The following is a 21018-nucleotide window of genomic DNA, read 5'->3' as shown; positions in this document are numbered from 1 at the left end:
GACAGGCATTTTTCATGACATACGCTAAAAAGCTCTACGGACTGGATCATTTAAGGTCGCTGGCAATACTGATGGTGTTGTTCTATCACTACCGCATGTTCCAACATCCGGAGTGGCTGGATAACATAATGGGCTTCGGGTGGACGGGCGTAGACCTCTTCTTTGTATTAAGCGGCTACCTGATATCCTATCCCCTCTTTCTAAACATAGCATCCGGGAAAAGCATTTCTCTCCCGGAGTTCTTTATCAAACGTTTCTTCCGGATCATTCCCGCCTACCTGGTGGTACTTGCCATCTATTTCCTTTTCCCGGCATTCCACGAAAGGGAAGCGCTGCCACCGCTCTGGAAATTCTTAACGTTTACACAGAATTTCAACTTCGACATAAAAAACTATGGTACGTTCTCTCATGTGTGGTCACTGTGCGTGGAGGAACATTTTTACCTGCTTTTCCCGCTGGTACTGGCTATCCTGATCCATTTCAACGCATGGAGAAAAGCGGGCATCCTGCTGGCGGCATTATTTCTGTTTGGCATCGGCATCCGGCTGTACTGCTGGTATGCGTTGATTGCTCCCCACGCAGGCGAGGACAACATTTGGATCATCTGGTACCGTCACATGTACTACCCCACTTATACGCGGCTGGATGGCCTGCTGGCAGGTGTTTCCATTGCTGCACTGTTTGCATTTAAACCGGCTGTAAAAGCATGGGTTACCCAACGTGGTAATATAATCCTGTTACTATCCTTGGTTGTTCTTACGGGCGCCTGGTTCCTGTGCGACGACCAGCAGAGCTTTCATGCATCCATATTCGGCTACCCGCTGGTGGCAGCCGGTTATGGATTGATGGTGGTGGCAGCGGTAAGTCCGTCGTGTATACTGTACCGGTACAACAGCCGCGTTACCGCGTTAATAGCCAAACTGTCGTTTGCACTTTACTTATCGCACAAAGGCGTGATACACCTGGTGCAACCCCTGCTGGCTCAAACAGGTATTGCTCCAAAGGGCAACCTAATGCTGGTGCTATGCCTGCTCGTAGCCGTGCTGGCCGCGCTCATACTAAATAAAGCAGTAGAAGCGCCATTCCTGCAACTCCGGCAACGTGTACTGAACAAACGAAAAAGCACCGCCCATAAAAATGTGGCGCTTCTCACAAAGGATTCAGCAGCTTAACTTAACTTCACGTAATTAAAAGAGGAAAGACATATGAATATTGAAAAAGCGATTCTTGCCGGTGGCTGTTTCTGGGGTGTGGAAGAACTGATCCGCCAGCTTCCGGGCGTGATCTCTACAGTAGTGGGATACACCGGCGGCGATGTTCAAAACGCCACCTACCGGAATCATGGCACACATGCGGAAGGCATTGAAGTTACCTTTAATTCAGCAGTACTATCATACCGTTCCCTTCTGGAATTTTTCTTCCAGATCCATGATCCTACCACCCGGAACAGGCAGGGCAACGATATAGGTACTTCTTACCGCTCCGCCATCTTTTACCGGAACGAAGCACAGCACGAAACTGCCAATGAGCTAATTGCGGAACTGAATGCCTCCGGTAAATGGCCCGGGCCAATTGTAACGGAAGTGGTACCCGCAACTGCCTTCTGGAACGCCGAGGAAGAACACCAGGACTATCTCCAAAAGCACCCGCATGGGTACACCTGTCACTTTGTGCGGCCCGAATGGAAAATAAACTAACATAAAAAAGGAGAAAATGAATCAACTTCATTTTCTCCTTTTTTTATACAGAGAGATAAACAATGTTCGCTATTCTGATCTCAGCGACTTCACAGGGTTCATCAGCGCCGCCTTCACCGACTGGTAGCTCACCGTCAGCAAGGCGATTAACAGCGCTCCCACAGAAGCTGCCACAATGATCCACCAGGATATTTCCGTGCGGTATTCGTAACGCTGCAACCAACTATTCATAAAATAACAAGCCACCGGCACCGCTATCACCAAAGCAATAACAACCAGCAGAATAAAGTCCTTCGTCATTAAACGCCATAAATTGAAAACGGAGGCCCCCATTACTTTCCGCACACCTATCTCTTTTACCCGTTGCTCTGCCATGAAAGACGCCATGCCAAAAAGCCCCAGGCAACTGATGAACACCGCCAGCACAGCGAAGAAGCTCGACAATTTACCGATGCGTTGTTCTGCATCAAATTTAGCGGCATACTCATCATCCACAAACCTGTAAACAAAAGGAATACCCGGGTTATACTTTCTAAAAACGGTCTCGATCCGGCCAAGTGCATCAGCCGTTTGTTTAGCAGGATTTATCCTGGCCGTGATTACATTCGCCGCGTTGTAATCCAATGTAAAAACAGTGCGAAAAACCGGCTTATACGGCGACTGCATCACCATATCTTTTATCACGCCAATCACCGTAAAAGGCTGACCATCTTTTTTTACAATTTCTCCTATGGGATCTTTAAGGCCCATGAACTTAACAGCCGATTCATTCAGGATCATAGCAGTGGTATCGGAAGCAAAATCCCTTGAAAAGTCGCGCCCTGAAATGATCTGCCAGTTAATCGTTTTTCCGAAATCATGCGTAACACTTATCGCTCCAAAATTTCCCTGCGCTCCCGGCGCCATGCCTTTCCAGGTATATCCATTGTTGATTGCATCCACATCTGTTGTAGGCGCGGAAGAATAAGACATCTCCGTAATAGCACCTGATGCCACCAACTCATTCCTGATAAGCTCGAAATGGTCTTTCAATGCCGATGTAGACACCGGGATAAGGAGCAATCCCTCACGGCTATAAGCGGTGGGCCGGTTTTTAGCGAAATGGATCTGCCTGAATACTACAATTGTCCCGATAATAAGGATCACCGATACGGTAAACTGTATCACCACAAGGGCTTTCCGCGGAATGGCAGCATAGCGTCCGGCACGGAAAGTACCTTTCAGTACTTTTACCGGTTCAAAGGAAGAAAGATATAACGCCGGGTAACTGCCCGCAATTAAACCGGTGAACAGCGTAACAGCAAAACTAACCAGCCAGAATACCGGGCTGCCAAAGGGGATGCTTACCTTCTTATCGGCTACATCGTTAAATACCTGCAATCCGGCCTGTACCAGCACCAGCGATCCTACAAAACCGATCGCAGCCAGCAGGAGGGATTCGCTGAAGAACTGCATGATCAGCTGACCACGGAGGGAACCTACCGCCTTGCGGATGCCCACTTCTTTGGCCCTCCTTTCAGAACGGGCGGTGCTCAGGTTCATAAAGTTGATACACGCCAGCAACAGCACAAATACGCCAATAATCCCGAAAAGCCATACAAACTGGATCCTGCCACCAATATTCTTTCCGTTCTCCCAATCAGCATATAAATGCCACTTGCTCATGGGATGAAGAAAAACCTCCGGTTTAAAAGCAGCGTCTGCTGCACGTACTTTGCGCAGTTTCACATCTTTTATTTTGGCGGATACTTTTTCGAGGTCCGCATGATCAGCAAGCTGTGCATAGGTTTGCGTGAAATTAGACCGCCAGGGGTTTTCCATTTCCCTGATCCAGGGCTGGTTGCTCAGGTATAATGCCCACGGCGCCATAAAATCCAGGTTCCTGAAGGCAGAGTTGTACGGAAGATCTTCATACACCCCGGTCACTTTCACGGCTGTTCCGTTATCCATTTTCACCAGCTTATCGGTTGGATCCATCTCCCCGAACAATGCCTTTGCCGTAGACGCAGACAACAGGATGGAAGCCGGATCCTTCAACCCGCCACGGGTGCCCTTCAGCATTTTAAGCGTAAGCATCTCCGGAAAATCCGGTTCAAAATAATTCCCTGTTTTGGAAACAGCATTGTTATTATAAGCCAGTACATGCTTATTTTCCCACGAAGCCATTACAACATACTTGAAATCGCTGCCGTATTTATCCCGGATCTCTTCTCCCAGCAGATAAGGGTTAGCCGTTTGGGTACCTACCACCCCATTAAAGGTTTGATGCTGCATCACCGCCACAATACGGTCGTAATTCGCGTGATTCTTACTGAATGTCAGCTCATCATGTATCCACAAACCGATCAGCAGGGCTACCGCCATACCGGTAGATAGTCCCACGATATTGATGAACGAAAACGTTTTGTTCTTCAAAAGGTTTCTCCAGGCAACCTTGGTATGATTTCTTAACATGGCTAACTGATTTACCGTTGAAAAACAATAATGCTGCCATTCCTGTAATACTTACTGGGAGACATTCTATGAATATTTTGTTTTCATGTATCTGTCCGGATACGAACACGGGTGTCTGAAAATGGACACCGCAACAATCAGGCAGGAGATGAAAGGTTCCTACGGGGCTATATTGGACGATGAATTAATTTTTACATCTGCATATTGCCAGGCGGATTCAAATGCAGCTAATACTTCTTTCGCCTCCTCATTTCTCTTCTGCAAAACCAGCGCATTATGTAAACCGATCAATGCCCATCCATTTTTCCTCCATATTTCCAGGTCTTTCCGGTAAACTATCTCTGCCTGCCGGTATTGTCCTGCTTTGAGCAACACAGCGCCTAAATGATGCCGCACGGAGAAGAACCAGTCTGGCGGCTCGTTGTAATTGAGGTGGTCTTCCATAGCCACGGCCTCTTTTAACAATGAAATAGCTGTGTCGAATGACTGTTGCTGAACTGCGATGCCCGCAGCCAGCACCTTTCCGGCAATTTGTACCAGGTCGGCCGAAGTATTGATATTCCAGATCGTCAGACTTCGCAGGATGGTATCAGCAGCAAGTACATGCAGGCTATCCAGTTCTTTTTGGGCCTTTGTTACCTCATGCCTGCCCAAAAAAGCCAGTCCTTTTGCGTAATGCCAGATGGCCCGGGGATACACCAGGTTATTTTCCGGCGATGGAAGCGCCAGTATGGTATCCCACATCGATAACTTCGCGGCAATATAAAACGGGATGGTATAGTAGTGCTGCAAAGTGCCCCAGCCTGGCATGCCCATAATCTCTTCGGAGGTATGTTGCTGTAACCTGACAGCGGTTTGCCAGGCCAGTGTGGAATGGCCTTCCAGTGTGGCAGTAGCCGCCAGAAAGTGATAATTATGCGGGTAGTACGCCAAAGGGTAAGCGCCCTGTGCATGACATGCAATTGTATACACACTATCTGTTGCCAAAGCGCGGATATTTGACAGTGAACCTTCATGATAATCGCCGGTACGGATATAGACATGTGAAGGCATGTGTAACAAATGTCCGGCGCCGGGCACCAGCGTATCCAGTAATTTTGCACTATGTAAAGCTTTTTCCGGCTGCGAAGAGGCTTCCATTGCATGAATATAAAAGTGATGCGCGCCGGGATGAGTGGGGTGAAGTTTCATCAGGTGTTCCAGTACCGCTACTATCGCGGGGGTCCATGCTTTGGGCGCTTGTGTTCTTTTTTCATACAAATCCCAGGGATGCAGGTTCATCATCGCCTCTGCGTATAAAGCACCGATATCCGGATCATCGGGAAATCGCGTATACACTTTTTTCATGGCTGCTGCATAGGCACTGTCCAGGGCGCTACGATCAGCCGGTGGCTCTTTAACGTACCTGGTGGTCAAAGCGGCAATGAGGGCCTGCTCTTTTGAGCTGCTTTGATGGGAAAGCGCCTTTGCCTTCACAACTGCTTCGTAAGCGCGCTGAAAATTATCGGATTCCATGCCGGCATTGTAATTGGGTCCCAGTACATACGCAAGGCCCCAGTACGCCATGGCACAAGTTGAATCCAGCCGGGTAGCTTCAAAGAAAGAACGGGCTGCTTCTGCATGGTTAAATCCATAGGACAGCATCATTCCCTGGTTAAAATAAACCTGTGCTGCTTTCACGGGTGTTGAAATCGTGAAATGAATACCTTGCAATCCATCAAACAGCGGCGCTTTCTTTCCGGATGTATACCATTCTTTGTCAGTGGTGGCAGGAACTACACAAGCAATGGTATTCGCCATGCTTTTTACCTCTTTGATCGGGCGTCCGTGATTGCAGGCCATCAGGCAGCCTGAAATAACAGATACTACATATAAATTTTTCATAAAGGAATTAAATTGTAAACATACTTGGGGGTAATGGAAAATATCGGGGTATAAGCCTGTCGCTGATTACTAATTTACATAAAAAATAGTGATAAAGGGAGAAGCGGGTGTATCAATGTTCAGATACACCCGCTGTAATTTCGTGGGTATGTTTATGCAGCGGCGCTATCGTCTGTGGTTGCATGATCTTCGCTGGCAACAGGGCCTCCGGATGCGGAGGAGGATGAATCTCCACCCAGGAATATTAATAAGGCCGCGGCACTTGCGGTGCCGATGATCAGTCCTAATTTGGATACAGGCTCGGGGTCTGCTAAAGCAGCCATCACTAATACAACCATTCCTCCAAGAGCGAAGGCCGGGATGCCGATATTGATCAGGAATCGCTCTACCCGTTGCCGTAATTCCGGGCTTGTGTCGGGGCTTGGTGAGGCCGTTACGGGCGCTCCTTCCCGGCGCATAGCAGGGAGCGGCCTTGAGGGAAACTCTCTTTCAGCAAATTCCCTTGCTTCAGCAAGATCCTGCGCTTGCTCCCTGGTTAACTGATAGCCCCGGCACCTGTCGTTGATATCCCATTCTCCCAGTTTGGTGCGCAGGCGGCCACGGTCATAATTAAAACGGTCGCGGTGCCCATCCCAGCTTCCATAATCGGGATGTGGGGTACTCCTGCCAAAGAGGCCATGAGGGTCGTTTTCAGCGTCCATAATACGGTGTGCAACTTCATCCAGCAAAGCAATGATCTCCTGGAGCAAATTAAAGCAGGGATCCGGCCCGCCCGGCGTACCGGCGATTTGGCGTTGTACCGTGGCCGGTGCTGTGACGTTTTGCTGCACTACATGCGTAAGCTCATGCGCCAGTAAATGTTGTCCTTCCCGGGAATGAGGGTTGTATTCCTGTTCATTGAATACAACATGATTGCCCAGCGTGTAGGCCCGGGCGTTGACAGCTTCCGCCGACTGCGCAGCTTTATTATCTGTATGCAGCACTACATTGCTAAAGTCGTAGCCTATTTTCTGTGACATTTGCCGCTGGATGGTGTTATTCAGTGGCTGCCCGCCAGTGGAAATCACTTCATTTATCATGTCTGTGGATGGAGCAGCGGCTTCCGCGCCGCCGATCTCTTTGCGGCTCAGCTCTTCTTCATGTTCGCATGCCTTACATTTTCGTTGCAGGGATGTGCTGTGGCCACCATTTACTTTGAGGTTCATAGCGGCAGGCTGAGTAACGGCATCGGCTACCGCGTCGGCCTCTTTTTCCAGCGGGGTATCTGGTTGTCCGACCTTTAGCCGGGGCTGAAAAAAGGCAGGTTTCACAGATTGCAGGTGATCGTTTTTAGCACTGAAAAAAGGGGTAGGCTGTGGGTGTACAGTCCCTGGTGATTGATTGGGTACTTTAGAAAACATTTTGGGGTAGATTAAATGTTAATGGATTTTGGGGTTCATCTTTAGGGAAGTTACTAAAAATTCAGAGAAAAAAGGGGGAATAGGAGAACGTGACTGAGGGAGGTAGTTCGTCCAATATTCCGCGACCACGATCCCATCCTTGTGCATTTCCAATAGCTCTACTTGTTGCCGTCTACTCTCTGCACATAAGATACTGAACATGGGATCATATCTTACTATTTGATTAAGAAAAGTCCGACGGCATAGCTGAATAAATAATTTTGACCTTTTAACTTAATCACATTAGGTATCGTCATATCCTCGCACTTAAACTTATGTTTACCCATCTGATAGTATACCAAATAAACAGGATAAGCGATCCTCGAATTTTGCCACCGGACCAATATAGCGTCATCGAACGTTTCCGGCACTACCGGTAATTTAGCAAAGTCATTTTTATACAGGTCATCTTGTCTGACGAGCAATGCGTTATTCTTCACTTCAAACACATTACATTTTTCTCTGTCGACCTGGTATCCACATGGCTTCAACCCGTAGGATTTTAATAGCTTAATTTCATAGTCATCCAGCATCTTAAACTTTATGCTGTCTGCAAACTTTGAATCCAAAGCCTCCGATTTTTTATCAATACTATCTTTAAAAACAACCGTTGTAAAATAGGCATGTCTTTTATAGTCCGGATAATCGTATTTTTCTCTATTGAAGTACAAATTTCCTTGCTGATCAAGATGAAATGGCAATTTCCAGTCAAAAATCTTCTCTATGATCACTGTTCCATGAATGTCGATAATTTTAAAGGGAAGATGGCTGTCGTCTGGCTTCAATAATATCCTGTCGTCTTTTAGGAAAGCTATTTCGGAGAGATGTTCCAAACCGAGTACCTTTGTAAATTTCGTTGTGTCTTTTACCAGATCCGCCAGGAATGGAACTTCGGGATGCGTATCCTTTTTAGGAAATGGATTACACGCCAACAACGTTCCCATTATAAATACCAGACAAACAGCTATCTGAAAGATTGAAATCGGGGCTCTTCTCATATTTTTCTTTTCATATAGGCAATATGACATTATATAACTGTGCGCTTTTCTAACATCCAAAATACATCAATTGTTGAGGATTACTATAATGCGGTAAAATCCCTTGTAACCCTTGACCAGCTTTATAAAGATGGAGATGTGAAGAAGAAGCGACAGATTATTGGTTCGATTTTCCCCGAAAAACTCGTTTCTGACGGAAGCCGTTAAGCTGATATATAGCATGGGAGCGGGCTGTTCCGAAAATAAAAATGGACAAACCTAAGTTTGTCCATCTCGTGCCCAGAACTGGATTCGAACCAGCACACCCTTGCAGGCGCTGCGACCTGAACACAGTGCGTCTACCAATTTCGCCATCTGGGCAACTGATATTGTGTCAGGGAGCGCAAAGATAAGCAGCTATTTTAATTTTCCAAAAAAATAACGCGAACGCCTACACTAATAATTAAAAATAAAACCAAATGCCGTAATGCTGAAAGGCATCCCACCCTTCGCCACCAGGTACAGATCATGCACACCCTCGGCATGACGCAGGTTACCCGTTAACTTCAACGCATAAGTGCTGTCTCCTGTATAAGGAATATCAAGGGTGCCAATAATTTTACCTTTGGGTTTATCTATCCGGAACTCGAGCCGGGCATTGCTCTTTTTGTGCTCCGATGCCACTTCCACGCGGAAGCCTATTTCACCAAGACTTAAATTTACCTGGGCAAAGCTGAGATAACTGCCCTCCTTCATCTGGAATTCCGTTGCACGATTCCCCTTTTTAGCCGCCGGCGCCACCGTCTGTCCCATAACAGATACCGGCACGAAAGCAAAAAGCAGCAATAACATCAGCCTCATAAGGATAGGATAGGTTGTCTTCTTCTCTTTTTTTTTGATGACCAGGAATGAATTTTCCCGGTGATAAATTAATAATAAAAATCCTAAATTAAGGAATTATGTAATATTATAGCAAAATAATAACCTGGGCTGGTCAGTCTATACCCACAAAAAAGCCCGTAACAACGATTGTTACGGGCGTAAATTCTCTATTGTACAGGGCTATATACCTGCCAGCCGGGCGTAAATTTCCATCATGCCCGCCTGGCCCAGCAACTCCTTCTCTGGACGGTTGCCCAGCAGGTTGTTGCTGCCGTTCCGGTCCTGCTCCCATACCTTATCGGCATACTCCTGCATGGCACGGATATACTTCGGATTGTTATCTGTCTTGTACAACGCCTCATATCCCCGCAGCAACACGGCATTAAACCAGTACGATGAAGGAAACCGTCCGTTCCTGAAAAAGCGCCGGTAGCTGCCTTCCGCAATATGACGGGCCTCTTTTAAATACTGCGTATGCTTTGTAATACGATACAGCTTTACATTGGCTTCCAGCATAACGCCGGCATTGTAAGTATATACCGCGGAATCAATACGGTTATTTTCTGCCGGTTTTATAGCATCCCAATATACGCCGTCTTCATCGCGCAGATACCTGTTTACCCAATTGTATAACAGCAAGGCTGTATCCAGGTAAGTTTGCTTATGAACGGCATCATACAATTGCAGCGCCAGCAAAATAGCCGGTCCGTTGGAGCAGGTATTCTTTGTGGTGATGTCCCTTTCTTTCCAATATAAACCGCCGCCGCTAACGGTATCATAACCTGTCATCATAAAACGGTAGATCTCCTCTCCTTTTTGCAGGTACCATTTCTTCCTGGTACGCGCATAGGCGTCGAGGTAGGCAATACCAATCCACTGGTTATCGTCGTAGTAACGGTCCTCGCGCCTTTCCTTCACTACGTAAGAGGCGTATCCCGGCGCGGGCGGAATGGCATCATAATACTGGTTAATAGCCCCCACCACCGGCGCCATATAGGTTTTGCCGGGATGGATCCGTTCCATTTCATTGGTGGCCTGTATCAGCCCGCAAAGGCCCCACAGGTCGGCATGCGGATTATGATTCTTTGTACGGTCGCTGGTTTGAATGTACAACCCGGTTTTGCGCTCATACAAATATTTGTTCACTGCCTGCTGCAGTATCTCTGCCTTCTGCTTGTTGCTTTGGGCAAATACGCTGCCGGCAGACAGCAAACACCAAAAGGTAATCCTCACTATTCTTCTCCTCATCTCTATCATTTTCATTACTTCATCAGTCCCATGCTCTTCAGCTTCACCGCCGCTTCTATGAGCATGGCGCCGCTCAGCTGGGTGGTCAGATCGCTGCTGGTGGCTGTGGTAGTCCAGTTCTTGTTAAATAATACCTGCGGACGCGTAGTGCCTTTCAGCCACAAGGTTTCTGCATTCAGCTGCAGGAATGCAGCATACTTTGCTACATCTGTGCTGCTGATGCTGCCATCTGTGATGAGCAACATCAGGTAACGCACCAGTACCCCTTTGAACAAGCCGCCATCTCCGCCGCCTTCATCTTTCAGGATATTGGCATTGGTAAATCCTCCGGCTAAGGCGTTGTTGGCGGTTTTCAACGCATCATTGATGTACACGTTCTGACCGGTGAGTTTATACAGCTCCACGCCTGCCCCAATAAACACCCCCTGGTTATAGGTGAAGTTCCAGTTTTTGGTTACCTGTCCGCTGCCGTCCTGGTTAATGCCGTCCCATACAAGACCGGTCACCGGGTCTACCAGCGTGGCTTTCTGCCAGTCGTAGATCTTTTTGGCCCAGGCAATATCATCCGGGTTCTGCGTAAGACCGTACATCCGGCAGGCAATAATACACGCCGGCGCATTGGCGGGCGTGTTCTTATAGTTCTTTGATTTATCCTTGTTCCAGTGGATGCCACCACCCCACACATCGTCCCAGCCACCTTTAATATCGTTCCACAGCAACACGGCCACATCTTTATATTTAGTATCACCGGTAGCTTCAAAGGCGCGTAAACAGGCAAGGTTCATCCACTCCATATCATCATAGAAATGGTTGATATAAGTGCCGCCGTTCTTTGTTTTCATGCCCGCCAGCAAATCATCCATACGGGCTTTGATGGCCGGGTCATTTTTACGTATATAGGCGTCCGTTAGTACGTCCAGTGCATGTGCATTGGGCCAGTAGTTAAAGGTAGTACCGCCTGCATTGTTGGCGTTAAAGTATTTTTCCTGGTTCCAGAAATTGCTGGTGAGCCCCTGTAAAGAGGAATCCCCTATCTGCGCCCAATCGAAAACATAACGTGCCTTGTTGGCTCCCGGGCCCGGGCCATCATCCACCGGTTCTTTCAAACATGCAGTGAAGGCCAGGGAGAGCATCAAAAGGGAATATCGTATCAGCTTCATAGCAGTCATTATTTTACGATGATTTCGTGGGTGTAATTTTTATCCGTGGTGAAGTACAGGTTCACATCACAATTCTTCATGTCCGCTTCTGTTGCAAACTTGTAACAGTAGTTCCACTGGTCATTATTGGTGATAGGACGCAGTTCCCAGAAACTCAGTGGCGTAGCGGAAGTCGGACGGTTGTTATCTGCATTGGAACTTCCTATCCACTCTTCACCGGCATTGCCATCACTGTCTTTCACGTTGATACGGAATTTGTAACGCTCATCACGGCCCCATGACTCCTGTTTAAACGTGATCAGCTGGCTCTGGATTTTCCAGGTGCCGCCACCGGCGTAATTGATCTCGAATAAAAATTTATTCAATGGCGCAAACCAAAGACCAATAGTACCTATTTCGGTTACAGTTGCAGCGGCGTTATTGAAATCCAGGCGCACCCGATACACTTTGGTACCTGCGGTCTGTTCACTTTCACCACCTTCTTTTACAGCTGTACCGGCAATGGAATAAACATCCGGCGTACCGGTGTTCCTGCTGGTGAAATGATATTTACCGTTTTTGAGAGATGTATAAATTTCGTATACCCCCGGAGCAGTGGATTTCAGCTTCAGGGCTTTCGACAGGTCAGCGCCCGCTTCGGTGGCTTCACCGGTGAGGTACACATCTGTAGGGATCTCCGCAAAACCGTTGGGTCTTTCTACTTCAATGGTTTTTGTTTCGGCGGCCTTCTGGATATTATATCCTTTGGATGCCAGCACGGTCCATATCAGTTTACCGGTAGCCAGGGAAGCAATGCCCGCTTTACCCGCTACGCTGTTCAGGTCTTTATGCGACAAGGTCAGCTTGTTCTGTACGCCCCCTCCGTCAGAGGAAAATTTTGCTACAGGTGAAGAGAAATCGCCGCCTGCTTTATCAAACGCTACTTCATACTGCACAAGGGAACCATCTTCCGCACGCGCCTGATCCCATTCAAAGCTCACGGTGGCGCTGGTAGTAGGCTGCAGCTTGATATACTTGTTGTCCAGCGGGGCAGTGAGTTTCGGCACCGGCTGCATATTGGTGTTGAGTGAATAATCGTCTTTCTTACAACTAAAGAATAAAACACTCAGTATGATGATCAGATATTTTTGCATGTTATTACAGTTTTAGGTGGAAGGATATTACCAGTCTTGATTTTGTGAAAGATTTTTATTCTGATCGCGTTCTACGGTTGGTACCGGCCACAGGTAATGCTTTGGATTTGTAAACAACCTGTTTTCCACGATGATGTAACCGTTCGGATCTTTATTGAAAGCGCCGGAAGTTACTTTGATGCCTCTTACCGGTCTGTTCATTACTACATCGGCGGTTTTCCAACGGCGTATATCATAAACCCGCAGTCCTTCAAACGCCAGCTCGGATCTTCTTTCCCTGCGGATCACCAAACGTTGCTGATCCTGGTTAAGCGCTGCATTAAACTGGGTGGCGCCTGCATCGTTAAAGCCGGCACGCACACGGATAGGCTGAATGGTTTGATTCCATACGGCCGCATTCATCTGCCCCAGCTCATTCTTTGCTTCTGCATACATCAGCAGTACATCGGCATAACGGATCATGACCAGGTTTAATCCCGAAGCGTAGTTGGTAGCTGCGCGGTCGTAGTATTTATAGAAGTAATAACCGGTGGGAGAAGCACCCTGATCATCTACCGTATTGGTAGCAGGCACAGAACCCGGTTGTGTAAGAATGGTTTGTTCGGCTCCTGCAAAATCTATTACTTTAGATCCATGATGCAGGATAGTAGCCTCAAAACGCGGGTCCCTGTTGATATACGGCGTGTTCTCATTATAACCGGAACCGGCTTCACCTATAGCTTTACCGTTGGTCATGATGTAATCATTCACCAGGTCCTGCGTAGGCACCAGCACACTTCTCAACGCAGCAATGGTTTGCGGCATAAAGGAACGTTGCTTGTCGTATGTTCTGCCACCGCCATATTGCAGATCCAGGATCACTTCACTATTGTATTCATTGGCTACAGTAAACAGGTTGCTGTAGTTACCAAACAAAGCATAGGTACCATTCTCTGTTTTACCGATCAGCTTTTCACAATCTGTTACCACGGCTGCCCATTCGCTGCGGAACAGGTGTACACGGGCGCTCATGGCTATTGCTGCGCCACGGGTAATACGGCCACGGTCGTTCTGCGACTGCTGCGCATTAGTGGGCAGGTCTTTCTGGATATCCGCCAGCTCCGTTAATATAAACTCCTGGATGGTGTTCTTATCGGTACGTGCAATGGTGCGGGAAGCATCAATGGTGATAAGGTCTGTATAAAAAGGTACATCCCCATACCAGGCAGTGAGCTGGAAGTAAGCGTATGCACGGATAAAGCGGGTTTCTGCCAGGATACGGGCTTTCAGCGTAGCATCCATGTTTGGTACCCGGTCGATGTTGGTGGTAACGGTATTGCACCTACGAATAGTAGTGTAATAATAAGACCATGTATCCGATACACGGCCATTGGCGCCGTCATAACCGCCGTTGGCAATAGCGTTTACGTTGATCAGCCCGCCGCCGCTGTTATACGCATTATCACTCAGCGCTTCATCTCCAAAATAATAATCATCTTTTGAAAGATGTTCATAACAGGCAATCAATGCGTCGAGGGCATCCTGTGAATCACGCCAGTAGGCAGTTTCAGTAAACTCCCGGGTGATCGGCTGATCCAGTTTACGGCAACTGAATAAGGTGCCGGCCACTAATATTGATAAAACTAATTTCTTCATACAATTGATTGTTTAGGCATCAAAACTTAACATCCAGACCAAAAGCAAAAGTGGCCGCATTCGGATAATTACGTCCTGCAATAGGATTGTAATTAGACATGGACAACTTATCATCAAACTGTGTAAACTCAGGGTCCACACCTATTTCACGGAAGCGTTTAGGCATAATCGTTATCAGGTTCTGACTGGTAAAATATACCCGCACACCCTGGATACGCGCCCTGCTTACTAAAGATGCAGGCAGGTTATATCCCAGCTGGAAGTTTTTCAGACGCAGGTATTTGGTGTCAAACAGCCAGTAGTCGGAATAAGCGAAGTTGTTGGCATCTGCAGAACCGATGGTTAACCGTGGGTAGGAAGCGCCCGGGTTGGTAGGCGTCCAGCGATCCAGGTGCTGCACCATGGCGTGGTCTTCGTTGTTATGGAATGCCTCCACGATATCGCCTCTCAGGAACTGTGAACGCTTGCCCACCCCCTGCCAGAACATGGTAAGGTCGAAGTTCTTCCAGCTCACGCTGTAGTTAAAGCCAAAAGTGTAACGGGGAAAAGGATTACCAAAGATGTAGCGGTCGTTTTCATCGATCACGCCATCTTTGTTACGGTCTATATATCTCACATCTCCCGGCATTACCTGCTGGTTGTAGGCAAACGGTACTTTAGGCGCGTTCTTTATATCATCCAGGTTCTGGTATAGTCCCTCGGATTTATAACCGTAGTAAGAAGCGATAGGAAACCCTTCTTTAATAATAAAGGTAACATCAGAACCACGAACAGATTCCTGGCCGAATTTAATCACTTTATTCAGGTTATCGGCGAGGTTGAAGCCAAAGTTGTGATGGAATTTGCCGGTAGTCAGCCGGTAGTTCACTGCCAGCTCCCAGCCTTTGTTATTTACCTTACCTACGTTTTCCAGCGGAGCGGCTGTACCTGCGGTTCCCGGTACCGTCTGGAAAAGATAGATCCCATCTGTTGTCTTATTAAAATAATCGAAAGACGCTGTTAATGCACCTTTAAGGAAATCTGCATCGATACCATAGTTGCTCATGGTAGAAATTTCCCACTGCAACAGGTCGTTGTAAGTAGAGAAAGTATTACCGGGAGCAATGGAATTATTAAAGGCATAATTGGCGTTATTGATGCTCACCCTTGAGAGATAGTTGAATCCTCCGATGTTGGAGTTACCCACCTGTCCCCAGGAGTAGCGCAGTTTAAAGTTGCCGATCTTATCCTTTACTTCTTCCATGAAGGCTTCATCTGTTACTCTCCATCCCAGTGAAAACGCCGGGAAGAACTGCCAGCGGTGGCCCGGAGCCAGCTTGGAAGAGCCATCATAACGCCAGGTTACTTCCGCCAGGTATTTATCGTTGTAAGCGTAGTTAAATCTTCCGAAAAGAGAATTCAGCGCATACAAATTAGGATTGCTCATATCGTTATACGTGCCGATATCCCTGTAATCATAGGTGCCATCCGGTTTGGGAATATAGCCGCCACCGATCGCCCAGTCGTTGTCCAGGTTGGTGGTACCAAAACGGTCGGCACGGAAACCATAGCCTTCGTTCACGGCATCACTGCGCACACCCACCTGTCCTTTTACGTAATGCTTGGCAAAGGTGTTTTCATACTCCACAGTACCGTACACGTTTGTTGTAAGGTCTTTATATTCGGAGTTGTGCATCTCATTGTACAACGGCGGTGTAGCAGTAGTATAATAAGGTGCATACGTAAATTTATTAATACGGGTAGCCGTGTTATCAATATTATAATTACCGGAAGCATTCAGGTTGATCTTAAAATGATCTGCCGGTGTGATTACTACGTCGATTCCACCCATCAGGTTATCTACTGTTCTCAGTTTGTATCCCCCCTGCGCCAGTAAAGCCATTACGCTGTTACTCGTCAGCGGTGGTACTACCCAGTTACCGAGCGTATCTTTCACGGCAGTGGTACGTGGTACGCGCATGGCATCACGCATCAGGAAGCCGATATCAGATACCTGTGTGCGGTAATTAGAGCGGGTGTAAGCTGCGTTACCGCTTACTTTCACATACTTGCTTACATCTACCGATACATTGAGGCGGGCATTGTAGCGTTTGTAGTAGAAGTCCTGCGGCACATATTTATTCTGAAGCATATTGCCCTGATCGAGGTATCCGAGCGACAACAAATAGCTGCTGGTTTTGCCGCCACCGCTTAAGCTTAAATTATGATTCTGCTGCGGGGTATATTTACGGATCATTTCGGTGAGCATGGCGGGTTCGGAACCACGGTCGTGCCACGACTTTATATCACCCGGCGTATACTGCGGCGTTTTACCGGAGTTTACGAGGGCTTCGTTTTTCAGGGTCATGTACTGCCATGCTTCCATCTGCCGGGGCAGTGTGGTAGGCATCTGCCAGCCGTACATACCATTGTAGGTAACAGAGGGGTGATCATCTTTTTTACCTTTCTTCGTAGTAATATAGATTACACCATTGGCGGCCTGTGAACCATAGATAGCGGCGGATGCGGCATCTTTCAGTACAGAAATGGTTTCCACATCGTAGGGGTTCAGGTTCTGCAAACCATTACCTCCGGCCTGCACGCCATCAATGATCACGAGTGGAGCGTTGCCGGTTAAGCTACCTACTCCACGGATGTTCATCGTCATGGGAGCGCCGGGTTCGGCGGTGTTCTGCTGCATGATGAGGTTAGGCGCCTGTCCCTGCAATGCCTGGAACATGTTTACTGCCGGCCTGCTGGTAATATCTTTTGAATTAATGGTGCTGATGGAAGCAGTTACCTGTGTTTTCTTTTGCTGGCCATAAGCTGTTACCACGATCTCACCCAGGTCTTTGGAATCTACATTCAGCATGGCAATGATGCTGGTTCTTCCACTGATGGATATTTCAGAAGATACATACCCTACAGAAGAAAACACCAGTGTGCCATTAGCGGCGCTGGCAGGGATCTTCAGGGTATAATTACCTTCTGCATTGGTAACGGTACCAACGCTCATTCCTTTTACACGCACGTTGGCGCCGGGAATAGTTTGGCCTTTGTTATCCACTACGCGGCCGGTAATGGTAATATCCTGCTGCTGATCACCGTTGGCAGTAAGATTACTACGCTTCAGGATAATTTTATTGGCGATGAATTCATAGTTGATTTCCAGCGGCAACAGGATCATCTGCAGTACATCATCCAGTTTGTTATCCTTTACATTCAGGGATATTTTTTGTGCGGCTTTAATATCATCGTTGGAATACACAAAAACCAGGGAGGTTTGTGCTTCAATCTTTTCCAGTACCAGTGCAAGGCTGGCATTATCAACCTGCAGGCTGATCAGTTGGTTCATTGCCGGAGGTCTTTCCCGTTCCTTTACCGGCTGATGTTGCACCTGCCGGCGTAACCCTGCCGCATAGGCTACCTGCGCGTGCAGATCCAGCACGCTCAGCAGCGATAAGCAGATTATCAGCGACAGGAAAGGCGGACGAAAAGAAGGCTTGTATAATACCTTTCTCATAACGTAGTGGTGATTAAAAATGAATAAATATTGGTGTTGGCTTGATGCTTATTATTCTCCTATAACTAATGTTGAATCGGTGATGCGGTAGTGGAATGCTTTTGATTTACTGAGGTAGTACATAATATCTTCCAGGGAGTTATTATGGAAAGCCCCGGTTAACCGGTACTGTTTGGGTGCGTTGGCTTCAAACTCTACCCGCTTGTTGAAGTTGCGTTGCAGGCTCGCGCCGATTTCCTCCAGTGTGGCGTTTCTGAAAATAAGCCGTCCTTCTGTCCAGGCTTTATCTTCCGATCCAATGGTATTGCCTTTGATAAGCGTACCGCTGCTGGCGGTATAGGTTACTTTTACATCCGGCGTTACCAGGATGGTATCACTGATTTTTTTAGTGCCTTCATAACGGGGAATGAAGGCCACCTTGCCTGTTACCACGGCGGTTTGCACAGGTTCATTTTCATAGGCCCGGATATTGAAAGAAGTACCCAGTACTTTGATGGTACCCTTTTTCAGGTGTACAATAAATGGACGTTTGGCGTTGGTGGCTACATCAAAAAAGGCCTCCCCTTCGAGGAAGATCTCGCGGCTGTCACCCCGGAACTTTTCGGGGTAAGTGATCACACTCTCCGCATTGAGCCAGATCTTACTGCCATCGGCCAGTTCAATAAACGACCGGGTAGCCTTGCCGTTACTGCGTTTCAACCATTGTTCCCGGCCGGCATCCGGTGTTTGACGTGTAGCGTTAAAAAACCAGAGGGCGCCAACCGGTAACAATATGGCAGCAGCAACAGCGGCTACCCATTTCCATCTCCCGGACCTTTTAGGCTCCATCGGATGGATGTTAGTCGTTTGTTGTTTTATCTTAGACAGCGTCCGTTGCAGGGCCTGTTCCGTGTTTCCGGCCGACAGGTGCAGCGGATCTTTAAAATAGTGGTGGAGATGATGATATTTCTCTTTCAGTACCGGGTACTGTTCCAGCAGGGCATCCAGCTCCGCCAGTTCTGCGGGGGTTGCAGCTCCCGCCAGTTTACGGGTAACCAGTAAGACGAAATGTTCTTCGTTTATCATAAAATGGAATCGTGTTCAGGTATAAGGACAGGTAGCGGAGGGAAAACTACTTACAAGCGGAGAAAAAAAATTTTGCTGTGGTCGCCTTCGGCGACTGGAAATTGTCTTGGAGCAGGATTACACTGATTATGCTGATTTTTTTGATTGATATTGTAAGATTTAAAAAGATTAAGGGAGATAAAAGCGAATAAATCAACTTTTATCTCCCTTAATCTTTTTAAAAATCTAAAAAAAATCTCAGTGTAGTCAATATAATCAGTGTAATCCTGCTCCAAGACAATTTCCAATCGCCGAAGGCGATTCCTCGCTTAATACAACATCCGGCAGGAGATGGCCAGTAAAATGATCAGCGGAGGCAATACACCTTTGGTTTTGCCAATGGAACCCAACCCTTCATTCAGCCGGCGCATGGCGCGGAAAAGCTGCGTTTCCACGGTTCTGGGAGAGATATTGAGGATTTCGGCAACTTCCTTGTATTTGAAGCCGTCTTCCTTGATCAGCTGAAAAATGCGGCGGCATTGGGCCGGCAGCGCGGACACGATCTGGTCCATTTTAAAACGCATCTCCTTCCATTCCAGGTCGCGCTCCAGGTCGATGCTGTTACGCAGGTCGGCTGTATCCGAACCGGACAGCGGTACAATGCGCAGATGGGAATATTGCTCCAGGTAATTGAGTGAGTGATTTTTTACGGCTACAAAAAGATATACCTCCAGGTTGGATACCTCCTCTATTTCCTTGCGGCGGTTCCAGAGCTTCACAAAAACGTCGGATACTATTTCTTCTGCCGCTTCCCTTACATGTACATACCTGATACAGAAATGCAACAAACGGTCGTACAGATGACGGAACAAACGGGCAAATGCCTGTTCATCATCATAACGCGCAATCTGCATCTGCCATTCACTAATCTCATCCATCTTCATGTGTATGCTAAAACGTTTTTGCTTAGTGGACAAAAAAAACGAGAATCAGCGGTTCTCTTTTATTGTTCTGGTTGTTTATCGTGAAACTTTGGTTGACATCATTACAATGACAATGTTATAAAAAAAGATCAATATAAACAATTATCCCTGCTGATATATAAATAAATCGATATTCAATAGCGCATTTATTCAATACCAGCGGGGATTCCGCTTACACCCACCCTTCCTTTACCGCCTTCACCACCAACTCGGCTGCCGATTTGATCCCTGTTTTTTTCAGCATGTTTTTACGGTGCTTGTCCACCGTAAGCTTACTGATATTTAAATGCGTGGCGATCTCCCGGCTGGGCATACTGGCCAGCACCAAACGGAGGATCTCTTTTTCTCTTTTGGTCAGGACTTCCCGGCTGGGCGTAAGCGTTTTCCTGATTTCCACATTGGTAAAGGAAGGCTCTCCATCCAGCCCTATAAAAGACAGTACCGGGCGGCCGGTGGATTTCAGATGGGTAATATCCGTATGCACACATAAGGTGCGCAATACAGCGCCGGTTTCATCATGCTGTATGCAGGTGGCCTGCTGCAGTATCCGCACATATTCGCCATTGGCTTTCCTCAGCCGCAGATCGTAGCGCGCTTTATACTTCAGTACTTTTTCCGGCGGCAGCCGGGAAAAGAAATCCACTGTCGCCTGCTCAAATTCGAGGAAGCTCGGTACATCTTCCGGGTGAATACGCGACATCATCTCGGTAATTGTACATTCATCCGCGTTATAACCGAGTACTTCGGATACGCCCGGATGCATGTAGTCGAGTTCTCCCCTTACCGCATTAAATATAAAATAGTAGCACGCTCCCACCTGGAAAAAACTAAGCACCTTCTTGTGTAGTTCCATCTCCAGCGCCAGATCCGGCGGGTCGTTGCGCTCAGCCAGTATATTCCAGACCTTCCTGGTTTCTTCATAAATGCGAATCTTCATGGTACGAGGGAGATATTACAATGTAAACCGTAAACAAACCTGC

The 21018-nt window shown here is 47.4% G+C and carries 15 protein-coding genes and 1 tRNA gene; 2 read left to right on the top strand and 14 right to left on the bottom strand.

Annotation, left to right across the window (positions count from 1 at the left end):
• The first annotated feature begins 14 nt into the window (after positions 1-14).
• Positions 15-1172: an acyltransferase family protein gene (locus tag PV783_RS18570; RefSeq protein WP_420989121.1), complete on the top strand. Its 1158-nt coding sequence runs from the start codon at positions 15-17 to the stop codon at positions 1170-1172.
• Between the two features lie 33 nt (positions 1173-1205).
• Positions 1206-1697, top strand: a complete 492-nt coding sequence (gene msrA / locus PV783_RS18565; RefSeq protein WP_079467563.1) for a peptide-methionine (S)-S-oxide reductase MsrA — start codon at positions 1206-1208, stop codon at positions 1695-1697.
• Positions 1698-1766: 69 nt separating this feature from the next.
• Here msrA and PV783_RS18560 read toward each other — a convergent pair whose 3' ends face one another.
• The 14 genes from PV783_RS18560 to PV783_RS18495 form a co-directional block, all read right to left on the bottom strand.
• The gene (locus PV783_RS18560; protein ID WP_420989120.1) at positions 1767-4151 is read right to left on the bottom strand and encodes an ABC transporter permease; all 2385 of its coding nucleotides are present in this window, start codon (positions 4149-4151) and stop codon (positions 1767-1769) included.
• A gap of 159 nt (positions 4152-4310) precedes the next feature.
• Positions 4311-6035: a hypothetical protein gene (locus tag PV783_RS18555; protein ID WP_420989119.1), complete on the bottom strand. Its 1725-nt coding sequence runs from the start codon at positions 6033-6035 to the stop codon at positions 4311-4313.
• A gap of 152 nt (positions 6036-6187) precedes the next feature.
• The gene (locus tag PV783_RS18550) at positions 6188-7435 is read right to left on the bottom strand and encodes a DUF4157 domain-containing protein (protein ID WP_420989118.1); all 1248 of its coding nucleotides are present in this window, start codon (positions 7433-7435) and stop codon (positions 6188-6190) included.
• Positions 7436-7650: 215 nt separating this feature from the next.
• Positions 7651-8472 (bottom strand): hypothetical protein, encoded by an 822-nt coding sequence (locus PV783_RS18545; protein WP_420989117.1) that lies wholly within the window; start codon positions 8470-8472, stop codon positions 7651-7653.
• A gap of 276 nt (positions 8473-8748) precedes the next feature.
• A tRNA-Leu gene (locus PV783_RS18540) sits at positions 8749-8832 on the bottom strand.
• Positions 8833-8907: 75 nt separating this feature from the next.
• Positions 8908-9312 (bottom strand): carbohydrate-binding protein, encoded by a 405-nt coding sequence (locus PV783_RS18535; RefSeq protein ID WP_079467584.1) that lies wholly within the window; start codon positions 9310-9312, stop codon positions 8908-8910.
• Between the two features lie 201 nt (positions 9313-9513).
• A complete protein-coding gene (locus tag PV783_RS18530; protein ID WP_420989116.1) occupies positions 9514-10581 on the bottom strand; it encodes a glycoside hydrolase family 76 protein in 1068 nt (355 codons plus the stop codon).
• Between the two features lie 14 nt (positions 10582-10595).
• Positions 10596-11741 carry a glycoside hydrolase family 76 protein gene (locus tag PV783_RS18525; RefSeq protein WP_168771528.1) on the bottom strand — a complete coding sequence of 382 codons (1146 nt, stop codon included), beginning with the start codon at positions 11739-11741 and terminating at the stop codon, positions 10596-10598.
• Between the two features lie 8 nt (positions 11742-11749).
• Positions 11750-12874 carry a SusE domain-containing protein gene (locus PV783_RS18520; protein ID WP_420989115.1) on the bottom strand — a complete coding sequence of 375 codons (1125 nt, stop codon included), beginning with the start codon at positions 12872-12874 and terminating at the stop codon, positions 11750-11752.
• Between the two features lie 27 nt (positions 12875-12901).
• Positions 12902-14509, bottom strand: a complete 1608-nt coding sequence (locus PV783_RS18515) for a RagB/SusD family nutrient uptake outer membrane protein (protein WP_420989114.1) — start codon at positions 14507-14509, stop codon at positions 12902-12904.
• 19 nt (positions 14510-14528) lie between these two features.
• Positions 14529-18011, bottom strand: a complete 3483-nt coding sequence (locus tag PV783_RS18510; RefSeq protein ID WP_079467588.1) for a TonB-dependent receptor — start codon at positions 18009-18011, stop codon at positions 14529-14531.
• A 51-nt stretch (positions 18012-18062) separates the two neighbouring features.
• Positions 18063-19076: a FecR family protein gene (locus PV783_RS18505; protein WP_420989113.1), complete on the bottom strand. Its 1014-nt coding sequence runs from the start codon at positions 19074-19076 to the stop codon at positions 18063-18065.
• 308 nt (positions 19077-19384) lie between these two features.
• Positions 19385-19999: an RNA polymerase sigma-70 factor gene (locus PV783_RS18500; RefSeq protein WP_079467590.1), complete on the bottom strand. Its 615-nt coding sequence runs from the start codon at positions 19997-19999 to the stop codon at positions 19385-19387.
• A 211-nt stretch (positions 20000-20210) separates the two neighbouring features.
• Positions 20211-20975 carry a LuxR C-terminal-related transcriptional regulator gene (locus PV783_RS18495; RefSeq protein ID WP_420989112.1) on the bottom strand — a complete coding sequence of 255 codons (765 nt, stop codon included), beginning with the start codon at positions 20973-20975 and terminating at the stop codon, positions 20211-20213.
• Positions 20976-21018 lie beyond the last annotated feature (43 nt).

Origin of the sequence: Chitinophaga sp. CC14, assembly GCF_048957795.1 — a bacterium.
In the GTDB taxonomy this organism is placed as follows: domain Bacteria; phylum Bacteroidota; class Bacteroidia; order Chitinophagales; family Chitinophagaceae; genus Chitinophaga; species Chitinophaga ginsengisegetis.
This window is presented reverse-complemented; position numbering and strand designations above follow the sequence as displayed.